General features: G+C 72.9%; 20 protein-coding genes. 5 read left to right on the forward strand and 15 right to left on the reverse strand.

Annotation, left to right across the window (positions count from 1 at the left end):
• Window positions 1-32: 32 nt before the first annotated feature.
• The 5 genes from iolD to DFJ68_RS12915 are packed head-to-tail and all read right to left on the reverse strand — an operon-like array spanning window position 33 to window position 5,947.
• Window positions 33-2,069 (reverse strand): 3D-(3,5/4)-trihydroxycyclohexane-1,2-dione acylhydrolase (decyclizing), encoded by a 2,037-nt coding sequence (gene iolD / locus DFJ68_RS12895; protein ID WP_121033791.1) that lies wholly within the window; start codon window positions 2,067-2,069, stop codon window positions 33-35.
• On the reverse strand, window positions 2,066-2,986 hold the full coding sequence (gene iolB, locus DFJ68_RS12900) for a 5-deoxy-glucuronate isomerase (protein WP_121033794.1): 921 nt from the start codon (window positions 2,984-2,986) through the stop codon (window positions 2,066-2,068). Before iolB ends, iolD begins: the two co-directional genes overlap by 4 nt.
• The gene (locus DFJ68_RS12905) at window positions 2,983-3,909 is read right to left on the reverse strand and encodes a Cgl0159 family (beta/alpha)8-fold protein (RefSeq protein WP_121033796.1); all 927 of its coding nucleotides are present in this window, start codon (window positions 3,907-3,909) and stop codon (window positions 2,983-2,985) included. The genes iolB and DFJ68_RS12905 overlap by 4 nt, the downstream gene beginning before the upstream one ends.
• Window positions 3,906-4,943: a 5-dehydro-2-deoxygluconokinase gene (gene iolC / locus DFJ68_RS12910; RefSeq protein ID WP_121033798.1), complete on the reverse strand. Its 1,038-nt coding sequence runs from the start codon at window positions 4,941-4,943 to the stop codon at window positions 3,906-3,908. The genes DFJ68_RS12905 and iolC overlap by 4 nt, the downstream gene beginning before the upstream one ends.
• Window positions 4,940-5,947 carry a Gfo/Idh/MocA family protein gene (locus tag DFJ68_RS12915; RefSeq protein WP_121033800.1) on the reverse strand — a complete coding sequence of 336 codons (1,008 nt, stop codon included), beginning with the start codon at window positions 5,945-5,947 and terminating at the stop codon, window positions 4,940-4,942. The genes iolC and DFJ68_RS12915 overlap by 4 nt, the downstream gene beginning before the upstream one ends.
• Window positions 5,948-6,134: 187 nt before the next feature.
• On the opposite strand from DFJ68_RS12915, the gene DFJ68_RS12920 reads away from it, so the two are divergent.
• The 3 genes from DFJ68_RS12920 (at window position 6,135) to DFJ68_RS12930 (ending at window position 9,690) form a co-directional block, all read left to right on the forward strand.
• Window positions 6,135-6,875 carry a GntR family transcriptional regulator gene (locus DFJ68_RS12920; protein ID WP_121033802.1) on the forward strand — a complete coding sequence of 247 codons (741 nt, stop codon included), beginning with the start codon at window positions 6,135-6,137 and terminating at the stop codon, window positions 6,873-6,875.
• 172 nt (window positions 6,876-7,047) lie between these two features.
• Entirely contained in the window at window positions 7,048-8,376 is a 1,329-nt protein-coding gene (locus tag DFJ68_RS12925; protein ID WP_121033804.1) for a cation:proton antiporter, read from the forward strand.
• Between the two features lie 291 nt (window positions 8,377-8,667).
• Window positions 8,668-9,690 (forward strand): 1-aminocyclopropane-1-carboxylate deaminase, encoded by a 1,023-nt coding sequence (locus DFJ68_RS12930; RefSeq protein WP_121033806.1) that lies wholly within the window; start codon window positions 8,668-8,670, stop codon window positions 9,688-9,690.
• Here the strand turns inward: DFJ68_RS12930 and DFJ68_RS12935 are convergent.
• Together DFJ68_RS12935 and DFJ68_RS12940 are read right to left on the reverse strand one after the other, a co-directional pair.
• Window positions 9,666-10,211, reverse strand: a complete 546-nt coding sequence (locus tag DFJ68_RS12935; protein WP_121033808.1) for a DUF6328 family protein — start codon at window positions 10,209-10,211, stop codon at window positions 9,666-9,668. The two genes, DFJ68_RS12930 and DFJ68_RS12935, sit on opposite strands and share 25 nt — an antisense overlap.
• A 116-nt stretch (window positions 10,212-10,327) precedes the next feature.
• Window positions 10,328-11,443 (reverse strand): NADH:flavin oxidoreductase/NADH oxidase, encoded by a 1,116-nt coding sequence (locus tag DFJ68_RS12940; protein ID WP_420823673.1) that lies wholly within the window; start codon window positions 11,441-11,443, stop codon window positions 10,328-10,330.
• A 355-nt stretch (window positions 11,444-11,798) separates the two neighbouring features.
• Between DFJ68_RS12940 and DFJ68_RS12945 the strand changes: the two genes are divergently transcribed.
• Window positions 11,799-13,286 (forward strand): MDR family MFS transporter, encoded by a 1,488-nt coding sequence (locus tag DFJ68_RS12945; RefSeq protein WP_121033812.1) that lies wholly within the window; start codon window positions 11,799-11,801, stop codon window positions 13,284-13,286.
• 59 nt (window positions 13,287-13,345) lie between these two features.
• On the opposite strand, the gene DFJ68_RS12950 is transcribed toward DFJ68_RS12945, so the two are convergent.
• The gene (locus DFJ68_RS12950; protein ID WP_121033814.1) at window positions 13,346-13,624 is read right to left on the reverse strand and encodes a Rho termination factor N-terminal domain-containing protein; all 279 of its coding nucleotides are present in this window, start codon (window positions 13,622-13,624) and stop codon (window positions 13,346-13,348) included.
• A gap of 161 nt (window positions 13,625-13,785) precedes the next feature.
• Here DFJ68_RS12950 and DFJ68_RS12955 point away from each other — a divergent pair, with 161 nt between their 5' ends.
• Window positions 13,786-14,271, forward strand: coding sequence for a pyridoxamine 5'-phosphate oxidase family protein (locus DFJ68_RS12955; RefSeq protein WP_184509466.1), 486 nt, complete (start codon window positions 13,786-13,788; stop codon window positions 14,269-14,271).
• Window positions 14,272-14,384: 113 nt separating this feature from the next.
• Here the strand turns inward: DFJ68_RS12955 and DFJ68_RS12960 are convergent, their stop codons facing one another.
• The 7 genes from DFJ68_RS12960 to nicT all read right to left on the reverse strand — a co-directional run bounded on the left by DFJ68_RS12960 (window position 14,385) and on the right by nicT (window position 20,958).
• Window positions 14,385-15,422: a DNA topoisomerase IB gene (locus tag DFJ68_RS12960; protein WP_170165767.1), complete on the reverse strand. Its 1,038-nt coding sequence runs from the start codon at window positions 15,420-15,422 to the stop codon at window positions 14,385-14,387.
• An 84-nt stretch (window positions 15,423-15,506) separates the two neighbouring features.
• A complete protein-coding gene (locus DFJ68_RS18325; RefSeq protein WP_170165768.1) occupies window positions 15,507-15,665 on the reverse strand; it encodes a hypothetical protein in 159 nt (52 codons plus the stop codon).
• A gap of 122 nt (window positions 15,666-15,787) precedes the next feature.
• Window positions 15,788-16,924, reverse strand: coding sequence for a WD40/YVTN/BNR-like repeat-containing protein (locus DFJ68_RS12965; RefSeq protein WP_121033818.1), 1,137 nt, complete (start codon window positions 16,922-16,924; stop codon window positions 15,788-15,790).
• Between the two features lie 160 nt (window positions 16,925-17,084).
• On the reverse strand, window positions 17,085-18,356 hold the full coding sequence (locus DFJ68_RS12970) for an aspartate kinase (RefSeq protein ID WP_121033820.1): 1,272 nt from the start codon (window positions 18,354-18,356) through the stop codon (window positions 17,085-17,087).
• Between the two features lie 163 nt (window positions 18,357-18,519).
• Entirely contained in the window at window positions 18,520-19,083 is a 564-nt protein-coding gene (locus DFJ68_RS12975) for a DUF5063 domain-containing protein (RefSeq protein ID WP_121033822.1), read from the reverse strand.
• A gap of 87 nt (window positions 19,084-19,170) precedes the next feature.
• A complete protein-coding gene (gene recR, locus DFJ68_RS12980) occupies window positions 19,171-19,770 on the reverse strand; it encodes a recombination mediator RecR (RefSeq protein ID WP_121033824.1) in 600 nt (199 codons plus the stop codon).
• 9 nt (window positions 19,771-19,779) lie between these two features.
• Window positions 19,780-20,958 carry a Nickel transporter NicT gene (gene nicT / locus DFJ68_RS12985; protein ID WP_245963638.1) on the reverse strand — a complete coding sequence of 393 codons (1,179 nt, stop codon included), beginning with the start codon at window positions 20,956-20,958 and terminating at the stop codon, window positions 19,780-19,782.
• Window positions 20,959-20,993 lie beyond the last annotated feature (35 nt).

A 20,993-nucleotide genomic window follows, 5' to 3' on the forward strand; every position in this document is an offset into this window, starting at 1 on the left:
GTGTGGCCGATGGCGACAGGGGCCGGATGCCGTCAGGGCGAGTCGGGCGGAGAAGGCGGGACGGGCGCGACGAGCGACCGCTGGTGGGACTTGTGCCCGGCGTAGTCGGAGTAGGCCGTCCGGGTGCTCTCGATCGCCGACACCTGGCTCACCGGGACGTCCCACCAGCTGCGGCTGTCGGGGGCGTGGACCAGCGGGTCGGTCTCGACGTGGATGACGACCGGACCGCCGTCCGTGGGGGCGGCCTTCGCCTCCTTGACCGCCCGGGCCAGCTCGTCCCGCGAGTGCACCTCGATGACGTGCGCCCCGAGGCTGCGCGCGTTGGCGGCGAGGTCGACCGGCAGCACGTCGCCGTCGAGCCGGCCGGTGCCCTCGCCGCGGTACCGGTAGCGCGTCCCGAACCGCTGAGACCCCAGCGACTCCGAGAGCGAGCCGATGGAGTGGAACCCGTGGTTCTGCACGATGACGACGACGACCTTGACCCGCTCCTGGACCGCGGTGACGAGCTCGGTCGGCATCATGAGGTAGCCCCCGTCGCCGACGAGCGCGAAGACGTCGCGGGACTCGTCGGCGAGCCGGATGCCGATCGAGGCCGGCACCTCGTAGCCCATGCAGGAGAAGCCGTACTCGACGTGGTACCCCTTGCGGTCGCGCACGCGCCACAGCTTGTGCAGGTCGCCCGGCATCGACCCGGCGGCGCACAGCACGACGTCGCGCGGGTCGGTCAGCTCGTTGACGGCGCCGATCACCTCGCCCTGGGTGAGCAGGCCGTCGGCGAGCGCGTCGGTGGCCGACGCGGGCGGGTCGTAGGTGGCCTCGACGAGGGAGTCCCACTCCGCCCACAGCTCGCCCTGCCGGGCACGGTAGGCCTCGTCGACGCGATGGTCACCGAGGGCGGCCGCGAGCGCTGTGAGGGCCTCGCGGGCATCGGCCACGACGGGCAGTCCGGCCTGCTTGCCGGCGTCGAAACGCGCGACGTTGACGTTGACGAAGCGGACGCCCCTGTCTTGGAACGCCGTCCGTGACGCGGTCGTGAAGTCGCTCCACCGTGTGCCGACGCCGATGACGAGGTCGGCCTCGGCGGCGAGGGCGTTCGCCGCCGTCGTGCCCGTCGAGCCGACCGCGCCCATGAGCTGCGGGTGGCCGTGGGGCAGTGAGCCCTTGCCCGCCTGCGTCTCCCCGACCGGGATGCCGGTCTGCTCGGCGAGCGCGGCCAGCGCCTCCTCCGCGCCGGAGTAGTGCACCCCACCGCCCGCCACGACGAACGGGCGCCTCGACGCTCGGACCAGCGACACGGCATCCGCGACGTCGACCGCCTCGGGGACCGGGCGGGCCACGCGCCACGTCCGCGGGGCGAAGAGCTCGACGGGCCAGTCGAACGCCTCGGCCTGGACGTCCTGGGGCAGGGCGATCGTCACGGCCCCCGTCTCGGCCGGGTCGGTGAGCACCCGCATCGCGGCCAGCAGGGCGGAGGGCAGCTGCTCGGGCCGGCTGACCCGGTCGAAGAAGCGTGACAGCGGCCGGAAGGCGTCGTTGACGGTGACGTCGGCGGCGTACGGCGCCTCGAGCTCCTGCAGCACCGGCGCGCTGACCCGGGTGGCGAAGGTGCCCGAGGGCAGCAGCAGCACCGGCAGCCGGTTGATCGTGGCGAGCGCCGCCCCGGTGAGCATGTTCGTCGAGCCGGGGCCGACCGAGGCCGTGCACACCCACGTCTGCAGGCGGTCCTTCTGCCGGGCGTACGCGACGGCGGTGTGCACCATCGCCTGCTCGTTGCGGGCGAGGACGTAGGGCAGGTGGCCCTCGTCGGCCCCGCCGACGCGATCGGGCTCGCGCTCGGGCCCGTGCTCGAGCTCGTGCTCGAGCTCGTTCTGCAGTAGGGCCTGGCCGATCCCGGCGACGTTGCCGTGGCCGAAGATGCCGAGGCACCCGGCGAAGAGCCTCTGCCGCTCGCCGTCGCGCTCGCTCCACTGGTTGGCGAGGAAGCGGACGACCGCCTGCGCGACCGTGAGCCGGACGGTGCCGGGGGCGGCCGTGTCGGTGGGGGCGGTGGGGTCGGGGGCCTGCGTCATCGGGTGCCTCCCAGCGGCAGTCGGGGGTCGGTCGGCTGCGTCGCCCAGGTCTCGCGCACCCAGCCGTGGGCGGGGTCGTCGCAGATGAGCCAGGCCCGCTCGGGGCCGGGGCCGGCCATGACGTTGAGGTAGTAGAGGTCGTAGCCGGGGGCGGCCATCGCCGGTCCGTGCCAGCCGTGCGGCACGAGCACGACGTCGCCGGTGCGCACCTCGGCGAACACGTCGATGGGACGCTCGTCGGTCCCGTAGACCCGTTGGTACCCGACGGGGTCGGCGCCGGCGGATGCCGGTGAGCCGGCCTCGGGGGCCACCTCGAAGTAGTAGACCTCCTCGAGCTCGCTCTCCTGCCCTGGTCGGTGATCGTCGTGCTTGTGCGGCGGGTAGCTGCTCCAGTTGCCGCCGGGGGTGACGACCTCGCACGCGATGAGCGCGTCGGCGTCGAGCACTCCAGGGACGCCGAAGTTGCGCACCTCGCGCGACGCGGTGCCGGCCCCCCGCAGCTCGACGGGGACGTCGCCGACGGGCAGGTGGTTCAGAGCCGGGGTGAGTGGTCGCGTGGCCCGGGCGCCGCAGACGGCGACCCGGGCGTGCCCGCCCACGGCGGTCACGGTGAGGGACGCGTCGCGCGAGACGTAGGCGACGTCGGTAGGCCCGGCAAACACGGACGGGCGCCCGGCGAGGGTGCACGACGCGCTGCTGCCCTCGGCGTCGACGACCGCGACGGCGAGCGACCCCTCCAGCGGCACCACCAGCCGCTCCCACGCGTCGGGCGCGAGGGTGCGGCTCGCGCCGTCCTCGATAGTGGTGACGTGCAGTGCGGTGTGCGCCCAGCCGTCGACCCTGTCGTCGACGACGACGTCCCAGCCGTCGGCGGTAGCGGAGCCGAACGGCCGCACCCAGCGCTCGTTGCCGGTCACGGGGTCCCCTGCCCCTGCGGTCCGTGCACGAGCTCGGCCGCGACGTCGACGGCGGCCGCGACGTCGCCGTCGGGCGGGAACAGTAGGGCGCGGCCGACGACGAGACCGCGCACGGCGGGCAGCCGCAGCGCCTGCCCCCATGCGGCGTACGTGTCCTGCGGGTCACCCTGCGGGTCACCGCCCAGCAGCAGGGTCGGCATCGTCGTCGCGTCCATGACGCGCTCGAGCTCGTCGACGACGGGCAGCTTCAGCCAGGTGTGCGCGCTCGAGGCCCCGAGGCCCGCGGCGACGTGCATCGACCTGATGGTCGAGTCGGGGTCGAGGCGGTTGACGAGGCGGCCGCCCACCCGCTCGGAGAGGAAGGGCTCCACCATGGCCATGACCCCGGCCTCGGCGAGCTCGGTCACCGCGGAGGCGCTCGCCTCGAGCGTGCGCACCGTGGCCGGGTCGTCGAGGCAGATGCGGGTGAGCATCTTGCCGCCCTCCAGGCCCTGGGCCGCGATGTCGCGGGCCCGGTAGGCCGTGAACCGGTCGTCGAGCTCGAAGCTGGCCCCCTGCAGCCCGCCCCGGTTCATCGACCCGATGACGACCTTGTCCTCGAGGACGCCCATGAGCAGCAGGTCGTCGAGGATGTCGGGAGTGCCGAGCACCCCGTCGACACCCGGCCTCGAGACGGCCGTGGCGAGCCGTCCGAGCAGCTCGCTGCGGCTGTTCATCGCCGTCGCGTCCCCCCGCACGCCCAGCGCACCGCGGGCCGAGTGGTCCGCGGCGACGACGAGGAGCCGGCCGTCGTCGCCGAGCAGCGGCCGGCGCGACCGCGCGGCCCAGGCCGCGGCGATGCGGTGCGGCTCCCGCGCCCGGATCTCGGTGAGGTCGGCGACCGCGACCCGAGGCGTCGGGGCGAGGGGGGACACGGCGGTCATGCGGACTCCTGGGGTGCGGCGGGTGACGACGGGACCGGCTGCCGCCCGGGAGCGTCCGGGGCGGGGGTCAGGTGCTGCTCGACCTCGATCGAGGTGGGCATCGCGGTCGAGCACTCGAGCCGGGCCGCGACGAGCGCCCCTGCGACGTTGGCGAACTCGAGGATGCGACGCAGCGACCACCCCTCGAGCAACCCGTGGCAGAGAGCCCCGCCGAACGCGTCGCCGGCGCCGAGACCGTTGACGACCTCGACCGGGAACGGCGGGACCTCGACGCGCTCGTCGCGGGTCACGGCGAGCACCCCCTTGGGTCCCTGCTTGACGACGGCGAGCTCCACTCCGCGCTCGAGCAGGGCGTCGGCCGCCCGCTGCGGCTCGGTCTCGCCCACGGCGACCTCGCACTCCTCACGGTTGCCGACGGCCACCGTGACGTGGTCGAGTGCCCGGCCGACCTGCTCGCTCGCCTCGGCCGCGTCGGCCCAGAACATGGGCCGGTAGTCGAGGTCGAGCACGGTGTGCGGCCGCCGGCCCCGGGCCTCCCACGCGGCGAAGTGGGCGGCGCGACTCGGCTCCTGAGAGAGGCCGGTGACCGTCGACCAGTACACCCCGGCATCCGAGATCGCCGACAGCGGCAGGCTGTTCGCCTCGATCATGAGGTCGGGCGCGGTCGGGTAGCGGTAGAAGTAGAGCGGGAAGTCGTCGGGCGGGAAGACCTCGCAGAACGTCACCGGGGTCGGGGGCCCCGCTACCGCAGTGACGAAACGGTCGTCGACGCCGAAGCCGCGCAAGGCCTCGTGGACGTACCGGCCGAAGGCGTCCTGGCCGGTGCGGGTGAGCAGGGCCACGCGCCGACCGTGGCGGGCGGCCGCGACGGCGACGTTCGTGGCGCTGCCGCCGAGGAACTTCTCGAAGGTGCGTACCTGCTCGAGGCCGACGCCGTGCTGCAAGGGGTAGATGTCGACACCGGTGCGCCCGATGGCGACGACGTCGTAGGCGCCGTCGCCGTCGTGCGTCGAGGGGGTGGGGGCGCTCGTCATGACGGGCTCGCGATCTCGTCGAGGGTGACCACGCGCTGCTCGCGGCGCGACAGCTCGCACGCCTCGGCGACCCGGAAGGCCTGCAGGGCGTCGGTCGCGGTGCACGGGGACGGGGCGTCGCCGCGCGCCAACGCGGCGAAGTGGGTCAGCTCGGCGCGGTAGGCGGGGAGGAAGCGCTCCATGAACGACCGGTGCCGCGGGCCCCTCGGCTGCGCGGCTCCCGGCTCGGCCGACGTGACGGCGAGCGAGTCGTCGAAGCCGACCCCGAGCGTGCCCTCGCTGCCCATCACCTCGAGGCGGACGTCGTGGCCGGCGCCGTTGTACCGCGTCGCGGTCACGGTGACGAGGATGCCGTCGTCGAGGGTGAGCACCGCGGCCGCCGTGTCGACGTCGCCGGCCTCGCCGAAGAAGGCCGCGCCCGTGTTGGCGCCGGTGGCGAAGACGGACGCCACCTCACGGCCCGACACGTACCGGACGGCGTCGAAGTCGTGCACCGAGCAGTCGCGGAACAGGCCGCCGCTCGTGGGGATGTAGGCGGGATGCGGCGGCGACTGGTCGTGGGTGTTGGCCCGCATCGTGTGGACGGTGCCGAGCTCGCCCGCCCGGACGGCGGCGGCCACCCGCTGGTAGGCGCGGTCGAAGCGGCGCTGGAAGCCGACCTGCACCGGCACCCCCGAGGCCTCGACGAGCTCGGCCAGCTCTACGGTCTCGGTGAGCGTCGCGGCGAGTGGCTTCTCGCAGAACGTCGGTACCTTCGCGGCCACCGCCTGTCGCACCAGCGGCGCGTGCCCTGCCGTGCCGGTGGCGACGACGACACCGTCGACGCCGGAGGCGAGCAGGTTCTGCACCGTGGCGGCGTGCGTCGCCCCGAGCCGTTCGGCGACCGCCCGGGCCGCGTCGACGTCGAGGTCGGTGACGACGAGCTCGTCGACCGCGTCGAGGCCCATCAGGGTCTCGGCGTGGAAGGCGCCGATGCGACCGACACCGGCCAGACCGATGCGCATGGCCCTCCTTGGTGACGTGTCGGTTGGGGCGGCGCGAGGGCCCCGGCTTCCGGGCCCGGTGCCCACGCCTGCGATGAGCGCGATGGGTGCGGTGCGCCCGGCGTCGATGCTGTCCCACGACAGATGCCGTGTCAACAGTATGTCAGGACATTAGGACAGCAGGTCTCACCGCGGCTACCATCCACCCATGGAGGCACCGGTGGACGTCGTCATCGACCGCGCGTCCCCCGTGCCGCTCTACCACCAGCTCGCCGAGCAGCTCACGGCCGCCGTCGTCTCGGGGCGCCTCGAGCCCGGCGACCCGTTCGAGAACGAGCTGGCCATGGCCGACCGGCTCGGCCTCTCCCGGCCGACCGTGCGCCGGGCCATCCAGGAGCTCGTCGCGCAGGGCCTGCTGCTGCGCCGGCGGGGGCTGGGCACGACGGTGGCGCAGCGCCAGATCCACCGGCGCGTGGGGCTCACGAGCCTCTACGACGACCTCCGCGCGCAGGGCGACACCGAGCCGACGACCACCGTGCTGCACCACGCCGTCGTCGAGAACGAGGTCGCCGCCCGGGCCCTCGACCTGCCGCCCGGCACCCCCCTTCTCGAGATCGGCCGGCTCCGTCGCGCGGGGTCGACGCCGCTCGCCCTGCTGCGCAACTGGCTGCCGCCGGCCTACTCCGACCTCACCGCCGCCGACCTCGAGCAGGACGGTCTCTACGCGCTGCTGCGAGCTCGGGGCGCGCGTCCCGTCGTCGCCCACCAGCGCATCGGCGCCAGGTCCCCGACGACGGCCGAGCGGCGACACCTCGGGCTGCGGGGCTCCCAGCCCGTGCTGACGATGACCCGTAGCGCCTTCGACGCGCAGGGCTCCCCCGTCGAGTACGGCGACCACAGCTACCGGGCGCAGGACTACGCCATCGAGGTCATGCTCGACGAGCGCTGACCCTCGCGCCGGCTCCGCCGTCCCGGATGCCGTCGTGGCTCCGTCGGGCCGCCGCCGGGCCGCCGCCGGGGTGCCGCCGCGGAGCTCGTCGTGGTTGAGCCTGCCGGCCGGTGGGGTACGTCCACCTGCGGCACGGAGCAGAGAGCGCGTGCGGTGAAGGAGCGCAGCGCACGTGTCGAGCAACGTCCTCTATCTCATCGCGGGGCTGTCCCTGCTGCTGGCGGTCGTCCTGCCCTCGCTGCTCGAGCGCTACGCCGTGTCGGCGGCCATGGTGCTGCTGCTCGTCGGTGCGGTCATCGGGCGGCTGCCGCTGCCGGACGGGTTCAGCCTCGACCCCGTGCAGATCCGCCCCGACATCCAGCACGTCACCGAGCTGACGGTGCTCGTCGCCCTCATGGGCGTCGGGCTCGCCATCGACCGGCCGCTGCGGCTGCTGCGTCGCGGGAGCTGGGCCGCGTGGTCGCCGACCTGGCGGCTGCTCGGTGTGGCCATGCCCCTCACCATCGCGGCGATGTGGGGCCTCGGCTGGGCGCTCGGGGTCGCGCCGGCCGCCGCGCTGCTGCTCGCCTCGGCCCTCGCCCCGACCGACCCGGTTCTGGCGAGCGACGTGCAGGTCGAGGGGCCGCGGGTGGAGCGGGCCGACGGGCAGGGTGACGACGACCCGGTCGACGACGAGATCGACGAGGACGACGACGTCCGCTTCGCCCTCACCTCGGAGGCCGGGCTCAACGACGGCACCGCCTTCCCCTTCGTGCACCTCGCCCTGCTGCTCGCGGCGTCGGGCGCCTCCGCTCCCCTGCTCGCGCGCTGGGCGGCGTGGGAGCTCGTCGGCAAGCTCGTCCTTGGCGTGCTCGTCGGCATGGCCGTCGGCTGGGTGCTGGCCAAGGTCGCCTTCAACGCCTCGCAGCGCTCCCTGCGGCTCGCCGAGCAGGGTGAGCCGCTGCTCGCGCTCGCCGCCCTCATCGCGACCTACGGCCTCAGCGAGGTCGTCGGCGGCTACGGTTTCGTCGCCGTCTTCGTCTGCGGCATGACGCTGCGGGCCAACGAGCGCAGCAGCGCCTACCACGAGCTCATGCACGGGGTCGTGCAGCGGCTCGAGCGGCTGCTGACACTCATGGTGCTGCTGCTGCTCGGCATGGCCATGAGCAACGGCCTGCTGGGGGCGATGGACTGGCGCAGCGTCGTGATCGCCCTCGCCCTCGTGCTCGTCGTGCGACCGCTCGCGGGCTGGGTCGCGCTCGTCGTGCGGCCCCGACCCGAGACGGTGCCCGGTGGCCTCAACCGGGCCGAGCGACTCGCCACCTCGTTCTTCGGCGTGCGCGGCGTCGGCTGCATCTTCTACCTCGCGTACGCCGCGGGCGAGCACGAGTTCGCCGAGGAGCGCTGGATGTGGTCGACCCTGGCCCTCACGATCGTCGTGTCCGTCTTCGTCCACGGCATCCTCGCGACCCCGGTCATGTCGCGCCTCGAGGTGCGCCGCGAGGAGCAGGCCACCGCCTGACGCACCCCCCGGCATCCGGTGGAGGTGTTCCACGACCACTTCTGGTCGCCCTTCACCTCCACCCAGCGGTACCGGCACCGGGTGGAGGTAAAGCGAAGCGCCCGACCGCGAGGTTTCACCTCCACCCGGAGGCCCCGGCATCCGGTCCAGGTAGTACGGCGCGCCCGACCGCGAGGTTTCACCTCCACCCAGCCGGGCGACCGGCTCGCGCCGAGACGGGAGCCCGCCCCCCGGCATCCGGCGGCGATACTGGCGCGCCCCACCCGACCGTGCGCACCGCAGGAGAACCGAATGGCCACCAGCGACTTCGACCGTCACCCCCTGACCTTCGGGCCGAGCCCCGTGCACCCGCTGCGCCGGCTCACCGAGCACCTCGGCGGGGCGCAGGTCTGGGCCAAGCGCGAGGACGTCAGCTCGGGGCTGGCCTACGGCGGCAACAAGACCCGCAAGCTCGAGTACATCGTCCCCGACGTGCTCGCCTCGGGTGCCGACACGCTCGTCTCGATCGGCGGTTTCCAGAGCAACCACACCCGTCAGGTGGCGGCGGTCGCGGCGCACCTAGGGCTCGGCTGTCGCCTCGTGCAGGAGAAGTGGGTCGACTGGGACGACGTGGGCAACGACCGCGTCGGCAACATCCTGCTCAGCCGCATCATGGGCGCCGACGTGCGCCTCGACCCCGCGGGCTTCGACATCGGCATCCGCACGTCGTGGCAGGACGCCATCGACGAGGTGACCGCGGCCGGCGGCACGCCGTACGCCATCCCGGCCGGCGCGTCCGAGCACCACCTCGGCGGCCTCGGCTTCGCGAACTGGGCGCACGAGGTCGCCGCGCAGGAGCACGAGCTCGGCGTCTTCTTCGACACCGTCGTCGTGTGCACCGTCACCGGGTCGACGCACGCCGGGATGATCGCCGGCTTCGCCGAGCTCGAGGATGCCGGTGGGCGGCCTCGCCGGGTCATTGGCATCGACGCGTCGGCGACGATCGACAAGACGCGGGCGCAGGTGGCGCGGATCGCCCGCCACACGGCATCCCTCATCGGGCTGCAGCGCGAGCTGCGCGACGACGAGATCACGGTGCTCGAGGGCTGGGCCGGCGACCTCTACGGCATCCCGGTCGAGTCGACCGTCGAGGCGATCCGGCTCTCCGGGCGGCTCGAGGCCATGATCATCGACCCCGTGTACGAGGGGAAGTCGATGGCCGGTCTCGTCGACCTCGTCACCTCGGGCGAGATCCCGCGCGACTCGACGGTGCTCTACGCCCACCTCGGCGGGCAGCCGGCGCTCAACGCCTACCCGGGGATCTTCGGGGACTGACCGCCCCGGGGTGACACGCCGTCGTCGACGTCGGCCTTGCCCGGCGGGGTGCGGCGGCGGCGCGTCCACGGGACCCCCACCCAGAGGACGAGCGCGAGCAGGCCGAGGGCGGCACCGGTCCACAGGGCGGCGGTGTGCGAGAGCAGGACGTCGAGCACGAGCACGACGCCGCCCAGCACGGTGACGGCGAGGGTCCCGAGACCGCAGGCCGTGAGCACAGCGGTGTACCGCACGATGAAGTCCTTGACGCCCTCGCGGAACAGCACGCGGTGCGCGGCCACGGGAGCGACGAAGAGGACGACGCTGAGGGCGGCGAAGACGAGCGTGACGATGTAGATGTGGCGCTGCAGGTCGGTCAGCGTGGTGAAGCGCTGCTGGAACGGGATCGACAGCAGGAACGCGAAGATGATCTGCACGCCGGCCTGGGCGACGCGCAGCTCCTGCAGCTGCTCGTTGAAGTTGCGGTCGAGCCGGGCCCCGCTCGACTCCTGGCGCGAGTAGGGGCGGGCGTCGTCGCTCATGGGGACACCCATGCCCACCCGGGGCCGCCGTCAGTCAGCCGGGGCCGACCGACGGCAGCGGACGGCGGTCGACGGGCCCGGCCGACCGACGGCGGCCGGGCCTGTCCCGCTCTGCCTCAGCGGGCGTCGTGCCAGTGGCCGCGCGCGTGCGCGGCGGGGTACGGCGCCTCCTGCCACGGCATCCCGAGCTCGTGCGCGGCACGCAGCGGCCACGCCGGCTCGCGCAGGGCGGCGCGGGCGAGCAGCACGACGTCGGCCTCCCCGTCGACGAGCACCTGCTCGGCCTGCTTCGGCTCGGTGATGAGGCCGACGGCACCGGTCGGGACGTCCGCGCCCTCGCGCACACCGGCGGCCAGCGGCACCTGGTAGCCGGGCCCGACGGGGATCTCGGCACCCGGCACCGCGCCGCCGCTCGAGCAGTCGACGAGGTCGACGCCGCGCTCGGCGAGCAGCCGGGAGAGGCGGACGGACTGCTCGAGGTCCCAGCCGCCCTCGACCCAGTCGGTGGCGGAGATGCGCACTAAGAGCGGCTTGTCCTCGGGCCAGGCGGCGCGGACCGCGTCGACGACGCGCAACGGCACCGTGACCCGGCCCTCGAAGTCGCCACCGAGCTCGTCGGTGCGGTGGTTGGCCAGCGGCGAGAGCCACTCGTGCAGCAGGTAGCCGTGGGCGGCGTGGATCTCGACGACGTCGAAGCCGGCCCGGTCGGCGCGGCGGGTGGCCGCGGCGAAGGCCTCGACGAGCGCGTCGACGTCGTCGTGGGTCATCTCGGCCGGGGCCGCGCAGTCGGCGAAGGCCTCTGCGGAGGGTGCGACCGTCGGCCAGCCGCCGCGGTCGCCGGGGACGGTGCCGCGCGGCTCGCCCGGAAAGTCGCGGTACGTGGACGCCTTGCGCCCGGCGTGGGCCAGCTGCACGCCCGAGGCGGCGCCCTGCTCACGGATGAAGGTGGTGATGCGCGACCACGCCTCCACCTGCTCGTCGTTCCACAGCCCGGTGTCCTGCGGGCTGATCCGGCCCTCGGGCACGACCGCGGTCGCCTCGGTCAGCACGAGGCCGAACCCGCCCTGCGCCCGCGCGCCGAGGTGCACGAGGTGCCAGTCGGTCGGGACCCCGTCCTCGCGCTCGACGCGGTACTGGCACATCGGGGCGACCCACGCCCGGTTGCGGAAGGTCGTCCCGCCCAGGGTCAGCGGCTGCAGGAGCAGCGGCCGGTCCGTGCCGGCGTCGTCCACGGTGTGGTCCACGCTGTCGTGGGTCTGGCTGGTGGCGTCGAGGGTGCTGGTCACGAGGGGTGCAACCGGCGACGCGACCGCGCCATTCCCGGCATCCTCGGCATCCTCGGTACTCACGACGTCCGGGCCGAAACCGGGGCCGCTCCCAACGCCGACCAGCGTCCACCCGATGGTCGCGGCGGAGCCCGACGGGGAATGAAACGACCGGCCGCGTGTTGCACGAAGGTCGTACGGCGCCGCGATCCGGCGCGCCCAGAGCACGAACCCCACCAGGAGAACCGTGTCGACCACCACCACCGAGACCGGCGCCGGCGTCGGCTTCCGCTCCGAGCGCGGACCCGTGCTCATCGCCCTCATGCTCGCGACCGCCCTCATCGCGCTCGACTCGACGATCCTCGCGACCGCCGTGCCGACCATCGTCGACGAGCTGGGCGGGCTGACGCAGTTCCCGTGGCTGTTCTCGGTGTACCTGCTCGCGCAGGCCGTGTCGGTGCCGGTGTACTCGAAGCTCGCCGACACGGTCGGCCGTAAACCCGTCATGCTCATCGGCATCGCGCTCTTCCTCGCCGGCTCCCTGCTGTGCGGGATCGCCTGGGACATGGGCTCTCTCATCATCATGCGTGCGGTTCAAGGGCTCGGCGCGGGCGCCGTGCTCCCCGTCTCGATCACCATCGCCGGCGACATCTACACGGTCGCCGAGCGGGCCAAGGCGCAGGGCTACATCGCGAGCGTCTGGGCCGTGTCGTCGGTCGTCGGCCCGAGTCTCGGCGGCGTCTTCTCGCAGTTCACCTCGTGGCGTTGGATCTTCTTCGTCAACGTCCCGCTGTGCCTCGTCGCCGCGTGGATGCTCTCGCGCAGCTACCACGAGAAGGTCGAGCGAGTGCGTCACCGCATCGACTACGCGGGTGCCGTCACCCTGACCCTGTCGCTGACGCTGCTCATCCTCGCGGTCCTCGAGGGCGGCCAGGCGTGGGCGTGGGCCTCGTGGCAGAGCATCGGTGGCTTCGCCGTCGGCGTCGCCCTGCTCGTCGCGTTCGTCCTCATCGAGCGCCGGGCCGCCGAGCCGATCCTGCCGCTCGCCATCTTCAGCCGTCGCCTCATCGTCACGACGCTGCTCATCTCCCTCGGCGTGGGCGTGGTGCTCATCGGCCTCACCTCGTACGTGCCGACGTTCGTGGAGCGCTCGCTCGGGGTGCAGCCCGTCGTCGCCGGGCTCGCTGTCGCAGCCCTGACCCTCGGCTGGCCGCTGGCGGCGTCGCAGTCGGGTCGGCTGTACCTGCGCGTCGGCTTCCGCCCGACGGCCGTCATCGGTCTCGTCGTCGCCGCCGTCGGGGCCGCCCTGCTGTGGCTGACCTCGTCGGGGTCGGCGTCGATCCCCGCCGTCGCGGTCTCGTGCTTCGTCGTCGGCCTCGGCCTCGGGCTCGTCGCCGCGCCCACCCTCATCGCCGCGCAGGCGTCGGTGCCGTGGAACGAGCGCGCCGTCATCACCGGCGCCAACATGTTCATGCGCTCGGTCGGCAGCGCGGTCGGCGTCGCCATCTTCGGGGCCGTCGCGAACAACGTCATCGCCGGCCAGAGCGACCCGAAGCGTGGCATCGAGCTCGGCTCGCACGCGGTGTTCCTCGCCGTCGTCGTCGCCGCGGTGCTGTCCATCGTGGCCGGCGTGCTCATGCCGAACACCAAGGTGTCCGACGTCGAGGACACCCCCTCGGCCTCCGACGACTCCGAGACCGACGATCGCGAGCAGGGCGTGCCCACCGGTCAGGATGCCGGTCGGCCCGGCGGGCGGTCGGCCTCCTCCGTCGTCGGCACCGCCGCCCCCGCCGACCGCTTCGACGCCTGACCGTCGCCTGACCGTCGCCTGACCGTCGCCTGACCGTCGCCTGACCGTCGCCTGGGGGCTCAGTGCTCCCGGAGGGCGTGGATGAGCTCGTCCTTCGTCATCGTCGACCGGCCGTCGATGCCGACGGTACGGGCGCGGTCCATAAGCTCGTCCTTGGTCATGTCCTCGTAGTCGCCGGACTCGCCGCCCTTGCGCCCGACCTCCGACCGCGAGGACTTGGCCGCCGCGTTGGCGATGCGGGCCGCCTTCTCCTTGCTCGCGCCGTCGTCGCGCAGGGCCTCGTACAGCTCCGGGTCCTTGACCGACGGGCCGGGCCCGTCCGACTTCTTCTCTGCCATGGCTCCTCCTCGGGGTGACGCTGGTGCCCATGGGCCTACCCCGCGACGCGCCCCGGGTGTCACCGACCAGCCGACGACCGAGACGGCGCGGACCACCGTCGCGCACCGGGTACGAACCCGTCGACCAGCATCCGAGGCACGATCAACCGCAGGAGGTCGCCGTGAGCGACGAGAACCCCACCCAGAAGGTCGCCGAGCTCATCAAGGACGTGCGCATCGCGATGCTCACGCACACCGACCACGAGGGCCGGCTCGTGAGCCACCCGATGGCGACCCAGGACGTCGAGTTCGACGGCGACATCCTCTTCATCGCCGAGCGCAGCAGCAACAAGTGCCGCGACATCGAGGCGCAGCACCCCGCCAAGGTCAACGTCGCCTACAGCTCGAGCAGCACGTGGGTCTCGGTGTCGGGCACGGCCGAGATCGTCGACGACAACGCGAAGCTGCGCGAGCTGTGGGACGGCTTCACCGGCGCCTGGCTCGAGGGTGGCCCCGAGAACCCGAACAACGTCCTCATCCGCGTCAACGCCGAGTCGGCCGAGTACTGGGACTCCCCCGGCGCCAAGGTCGTCCAGCTGGCCAACTTCGTCAAGGCCAAGATCACCGGCAAGCGCGTCGAGGGCGACAACGAGGTCGTCGACCTCTGAGCTGACCCGCACCCGGCGGGCGTTCCCCGCGGTCGCACCACGACGGCATCCGAGACGATCGGATGCCGTCGTGCTGCGTGACGAGGGAGCGCGCACCGTGGCGCCGGCTCCCGTCACTCGGCGCGCGCGAGCAGGCGCATGACCGCGCGCTCGAGCGCGTCGCGGTCGCGGACCCGGACGAGGTCACCCGCGACGAGGCGCTGCCGGTCGGCCTTCGTCAGCCGCGAGAGGCTGCGCTCGATGGTGCGGCCGACCGCGAACTCGTCGAGCACCCGGGTGTCGACGTACGAGCGGCGTGCGACCGCCGGCGTGTTGCCCAGGTGCTCGCTGACGACTTTCATGGCGTCCTTCTCGGCGCGCTTCAGCTCACGCTCGGTGGTCACGACGCCCGACTGCGCGAGCGTGACCGCGGCGGTCACCGTGGCCGCCCACGTGCGGAGGTCCTTGACGGTGTACTCGGGGCCGACGAGCTCCTTGAAGGCGACGTTGAGGTCGGTGGAGTGCACCTCCCGCCACTGCCGCTGCTCGTCGCGGTAGACGAGCAGACGCTCACCGGGGTAGCCGCAGCGCTTGAGGGAGCGGACGACGCTCGCGAGCAGCGGATCGGTCATCACCGCCTCGCGCGTCACCCCCGACTTGGCGGGGAACTCGAAGGTGATGTCGTCGCCGCTGACGGTGACGTGGGTGCGCAGCAGGGTGGCGACGCCGTGGGAGCCGTGCTCGACCTCGTACTCGTCGCCGCCGGAACGGAAGAGACCGGCGTCGAGCATCCGCAGGGCGGCGGCGGTCACCCGCGTGCGGGTCAGCCCGTCGGTGCGCAGCTCGGCCGCCACCTGCTTGCGGGCCTGCGGCAGCTTCTTGGCGAGGGCGAGCACCCGGTCGTGCTTCTCGCGGCCGCGGACCTCGTGCCAGGCGTCGTGGTAGATGTACTGCCGCCGCCCGGCGTCGTCGGTGCCGACGGCCTGGATGTGGCCGTTGGGGTGGGGCGCGATCCACACGCCCTTCCACGCCGGCGGGACGACGAGCGCCTTGGCCCGCTCACGGCTGCCCGCGTCGACGGGCGTGCCGTCGTCGCCGACGTACGACCACCCCTTGCCGCGGCGCACACGATGGATGCCGGGTCCGTCGATCGTGCTCCGTCGCAGTCTCACGCCGGTCAGATACCCCGACGACGCCCTCGACCCAACCGTCGAGAGGCCACGTCCCGACGCACCGGGCGCCCGTGAGGGGCGGGGTCAGGTCTCGGTCGGTGCGGCCGCCGGCTCGGGGGCGGTCGACGACACCCGGATCTCGGGCACGACGATCTCCGGCGCACCGGGCGGTGGCGGCGGGTCGGGGGTGACGGGAGGGAAGACGGTTCCGTCGTCCTGCAGCTTCGACTGGTAGATGTCCACGTGTCGTGCCTCTTCGCCCCGAGCGTTGCGGTCGATGTGGTGCCGGGAGCGTACCCCTGCCTCCCGGACGACGAACGGGTGTCTCGTCGCCGAGACACCCGTTCGTCGTCACGTGGTGCCGCTCAGTGCTGCAGGATGCCGACCCGGCCGAGCTCGCCACTGGCCCAGCACGCCCCGTCATTGGTGCACTCGACGGAGTCGAAGCTGCCGGCGTCGAACGGGGCCCACGTGCGGCCACCGTCGGTGGTGACGTCGGAGCCCGACGGCCCGACCGCGAGGGCCGTGCCGTAGGCGCCGGGCACCCAGTCGGAGCCGGAGCGGTAGCCGCTCGGGTTGCTGCGCGACTTCTGCCACGTCTTGCCCCCGTCACGCGTGAAGGCGGCGTTGTCGGCGGCCTCGTCCGGCTTGAGGTAGTCGCCGCCGACGATGATCCCGAGCCGCGGGCCGCGGTAGGCGATCGAGAAGATGCCGGCGGCGGCGCCACCGGGGATGGGGCTGTCGGCGACGGTCCAGGTGCGACCGGCATCCTTCGAGCTGAACACCCGACCCGGGTCGGCGCCGCCGCTGACGAGGTACATGCGCTGACCGGCACCCTCCTGCAGGCACGTGCCGCTGGCTGCGAAGGCGAACTCGCCGGGCTTGGCGTCGGGCATGCCGGCGCGGCTGACCTGGCTCCACGTGCGCCCGCCGTCGGTGGTCTTGACGAGGCGGAACTTGCCGTCGACCGGGTCGCTCATGGCCACGCCGTCGCGCGGCGAGGTGAAGGCCATGCAGTCGTAGAAGGCGGACGGCGTGCGGTTGCGGAAGGTCTCGGTCCACGTGGCGCCGCCGTCGTCGGTGACGAGGATGCGCGAGTCGGTGCCCTCCCCGATCGACAGGATGACGGCACGGCGGGCGTCGAAGGCCTCGATATCGCGGAACTGCAGCTCGTCGGTGCCCAGACCGACCGGGCTCACGTCGGTCCACGTCGAGCCGCCGTCGGTGGTGCGCAGGACGGTGCCCTCGGTGCCGCTGACCCAGGCGACGTCCTTCGAGACGGGGGCCAGGCCGCGGAAGCGGGCCTCCGAGCCGGTGGCCGAGAGCGACCACGAGTAGTCGTCCGCCGCCATGGACGGGGCGGACGGGGCGGACGGGGCGGACGCGACGGCCGGGCGGGCCGTGGGTGATGCTGCCGGCGAGGCGGTGGAGGCCGCCGCGGCGCCGGCGACGAGCGCGGCGGTGGCGGCGGTGACGGACAGGGTGCGCGAGAGGGTCGTCATGTCAGAGCAACCTAGTGCCGCAAGGCCGCCCGCGGGCGTCCCGGCATCCGGCATTGACCTCTCGACGGGGTTCAAATGGCCTTTCGACGGAAAGCGCTTACCGTCGAGAGGCCAAATAGGGGTCGTCGAGAGGTCAGTGCCCCCGGCCCCTGGCGTCGGGTCAGCGGCCGGTGCCGCCGTAGACGATGGCGTCCTCGGTCGAGTCGAGGCCGAAGGCCGTGTGCACGGCCCGCACGGCGTCGTCGAGCTGCTCGGCCCGCGTCACCGCCGAGACGCGGATCTCGCTGGTCGAGATCATCTCGATGTTGATGCCGGCCTCGGCGAGGGCGCCGAAGAACTTCGCAGAGACGCCGGGGTGGCTCTTCATGCCGGCACCGACGAGAGCGATCTTGCCGATCTTGTCGTCGAGCCGGAGGTCCTCGTAGCCGACCTCGTCGCGGATGGCCTGCAGCACCTGCATGCCCCGGGCCCCGTCGGCCTGCGGCAGCGTGAACGAGATGTCCGTCTTGGCCGTGGCCGCCGCCGACACGTTCTGCACGATCATGTCGATGTTGATGCCCGACTCGGCGATGGCGCCGAAGATCTTCGCCGCCACCCCGACCCGGTCGGGCACCCCGACGATGGTGATCTTGGCCTCGCTGCGGTCGTGGGCGATGCCGGCGATGATCGGTGCTTCCACAGCGCCTTCTCCTTCGTAGGGGTTGTCCTTGATCCACGTGCCGGGCCGCTGCGACCACGACGAGCGCACGTGGATGGGGATGCCGTAGCGGCGGGCGTACTCGACGCAGCGCAGGTGCAGGATCTTGCTGCCGTTGGCGGCGAGGTCGAGCATCTCCTCCATCGACAGCACGTCGAGCTTGCGGGCGCTCGGCAGCACCCGCGGGTCGGCGGTGAAGACGCCGTCGACGTCGGTGTAGATCTCGCAGACGTCCGCCTCGAGCGCGGCGGCGAGGGCGACGGCCGTCGTGTCCGACCCACCGCGACCGAGCGTCGTGATGTCCTTCGTCGTCTGGCTCACGCCCTGGAAGCCGGCGACGATCGCGATGTGACCGGCATCCAGTGCGGTCTTGATGCGCCCGGGGGTCACGTCGATGATGCGGGCGGCGCCGTGGGCGTCGTCGGTGATGACGCCGGCCTGGCTGCCGGTGAACGAGCGCGCCTCCGAGCCGAGCTGCGCGATCGCCATGGCCACGAGCGCCATCGAGATGCGCTCGCCCGAGGTGAGCAGCATGTCGAGCTCGCGCGCCGGCGGGGTGGGCGTGACCTGCTCCGCGAGGTCGAGCAGCTCGTCGGTCGTGTCACCCATGGCCGAGACGACGACGCAGACACGGTGGCCGGCCTTCTGGGTCTCGACGATGCGGCGGGCGACGCGCTTGATGGCCTCGGCGTCGGCCACGGACGAACCGCCGTACTTCTGGACGACGATGCTCACTCTGGCTCCGGTCTGGTCGGTCTGCTCGGTCTGCGGTGTCTCTCGAGGCGCCGGCCGGGGCCGGGCGAGCCGATTCTAGGCACGCGGGCAGGGCGACCGACATCCGGTCACGATGGTGAGAACTGCACCTGCGAGGCCACCGCGCCGCAGGACTTGCGCCCCATCAGGGGTGCAGCGCGTCGAACTCCGCCTCGCCGACGATTTCCTCGTCGGCGTCGAGGCGCAGGTGCCCGAGGATGCTGTGCAGCACCCGCAGCGCGCAGATCGCGCGGTCGCCCCACGCGGAGAGGTAGCTGTACTGCCACCACCACAGGGCCTCGTTGGTACGACCCGCCGCGTAGTGCTTGAGCCCATGGGTCAGCGCGAGCGCGACGTCGGCCACGTCGCCGGAGATGGTGGCTGCCGCGCGCTCCGTCGAGGTGAGCGGGTCGAGCACGTAGACGTACTCGTCGACGCCGGCCAACACGTTGGCGAGGCCGTCGCGCAGCGGGTCGACGTCGTCGTCGTAGCCCGGGTCGGCCTCGAAGCGCTCGTCGGGCACGACGTCCTGGATGGCACCGAGGCGCACACCGGCCGCGATGACCTGCGAGAGCGCGAGCGAGAGCACGGGCAGCGCGGTGGCGGGCGAGGTGCCCGAGGCCACCTCCGTCACGGAGGTGAGGAAGATGCTCGCCTCCTGCGCCGTGAGGTCGGCCAGTCCGGTGAGCTCGTCGATGTCATGGGTCATGCGGGTCCCCTGGGGTGCGGTGCGGGATGCCGGCCGGTGGTCTCCAGCTGCATGCGCGCGGTGGGTGCCAGTCTGCCCCAGCCGCCGTCAGGCGTCGACGCGGCGCCGGCCCTCGAAGGCCCGCCCGAGGGTGACCTCGTCGGCGTACTCGAGGTCGCCGCCCACGGGCAGCCCGGAGGCGAGGCGGGTGACGGTGACCCCGAGGTCACGCAGCAGCCGCGAGAGGTAGGTGGCGGTCGCCTCGCCCTCGAGGTTGGGGTCGGTCGCGATGATGACCTCCTGCACCTCGTTCGAGGCGAGGCGGGTGACGAGCTCGCGGACGCGCAGGTCGTCGGGGCCGACGCCGTCGATGGGGCTGATCGCCCCGCCGAGCACGTGGTAGGTGCCGCGGAACTCGCGGGTGCGCTCGATGGCGACGACGTCCTTCGGCTCCTCGACGACGCAGATCGCCGTCTGGTCGCGGCGGGGGTCGGCGCAGATGCGGCAGCGCTCGGCCTCGGCGACGTTGCCGCAGACCTCGCAGAAGCGCACTCGGGCCTTGACCTCGGTCAGGGCGGAGACGAGCCGGGCGACGTCCTCGGAGTCCTGCTGCAGCAGGTGGAAGGCGATGCGCTGGGCGCTCTTGGGCCCGACGCCGGGTAGGCGGCCGAGCTCGTCGATCAGGTCCTGGACCGCGCCTTCGTACACCCCCTGAGCCTAAGCCCCGCGCGGCCCGCTGCCGTGCACGTCGCCCGGCAGGGCCCACCGCTCCTCGATCCGGCCGAGGCGCCACACCGCGAGGGCGAGCAGCCACGTGACGACGAAGAGCCCGACGATCCAGAAGCCGACGTCGCCGAGGTCGATGCCGCCCACCCACGCCACCGGCCCGGTCGTGATGTCGAGGCGCTCGGTGAGGATGGAGACGATCTCGATGCCGCCGATGACGAGGGCGACGGCCACGGACAGCGCCGTGACGGTGAGGTTGTAGTAGATCTTGCGCACGGGCTTGCTGAACGCCCACCCGTAGGCGAAGTTCATGAACGAGCCGTCGATCGAGTCGAGCAGCGACATGCCGGCGGCGAAGAGCACCGGCAGGGTGAGCACGGCGTACCAGGGCAGGTTCGCCGCGGCGGCGCCGCCGGCGATGACGAGCAGCCCGACCTCGGTGACGGTGTCGAAGCCCAGGCCGAAGAGCAGCCCGACGGGGTACATGTGCCACGGCTTCGTCACGGCGCGGGTCACCCGGCCGAGCACCCGGTTGAGCAGCCCCCGGTTGTCGAGCTCGCGCTCGAGGTCGGCCTCGGTCGCCTCGCCCGAGCGCATCCGCCGGAAGACCCGCACGATGCCGACGAGGGCGACGAGGTTGATGACGCCGATGAGCAGCAGGAACACGCCCGAGACCGACGTGCCCCAGAGGCCGGTGGCCTGCTGCAGCGTCGACTGGTCGTCCTCGATGGCGCCGGCGAGCGCCCGGATGCCGAGGGCGAGCAGCATGACCATGATGAAGACGACCGAGCTGTGGCCGAGGCTGAACCAGAAGCCGACGCTCATCGGCCGCTGACCCTCGGTCATGAGCTTGCGGGTCGTGTTGTCGATCGCCGCGATGTGGTCGGCGTCGAAGGCGTGGCGCATGCCGAGGGTGTAGGCGGTGACCCCGAGCCCGACGCCGAAGAGCTGCCCGGCGACCTGGTACTGCTGCGGCGCGACGACCCAGACGAGCAGGCCCCACCCGACGACGTGCAGCAGCAGGACGAAGAGCGACATCCCGAGGATGCTGCGTCGCTCGGCCCCGCTCAGCCGCGTCCGCCACGCGCCCACGGGCCCGACCCGGCCGGCGCGGGCAGCGCCGTCACGGTCTCGGGGCGCGGGTACGGCGGGCGTGGGGGTGGAGGGCACGGCGACACGCTAGACGCGCCCTAGGACGGTGGCAA

Source organism: Terracoccus luteus, assembly GCF_003635045.1.
In the GTDB taxonomy this organism is placed as follows: Bacteria; Actinomycetota; Actinomycetes; order Actinomycetales; family Dermatophilaceae; genus Terracoccus; species Terracoccus luteus.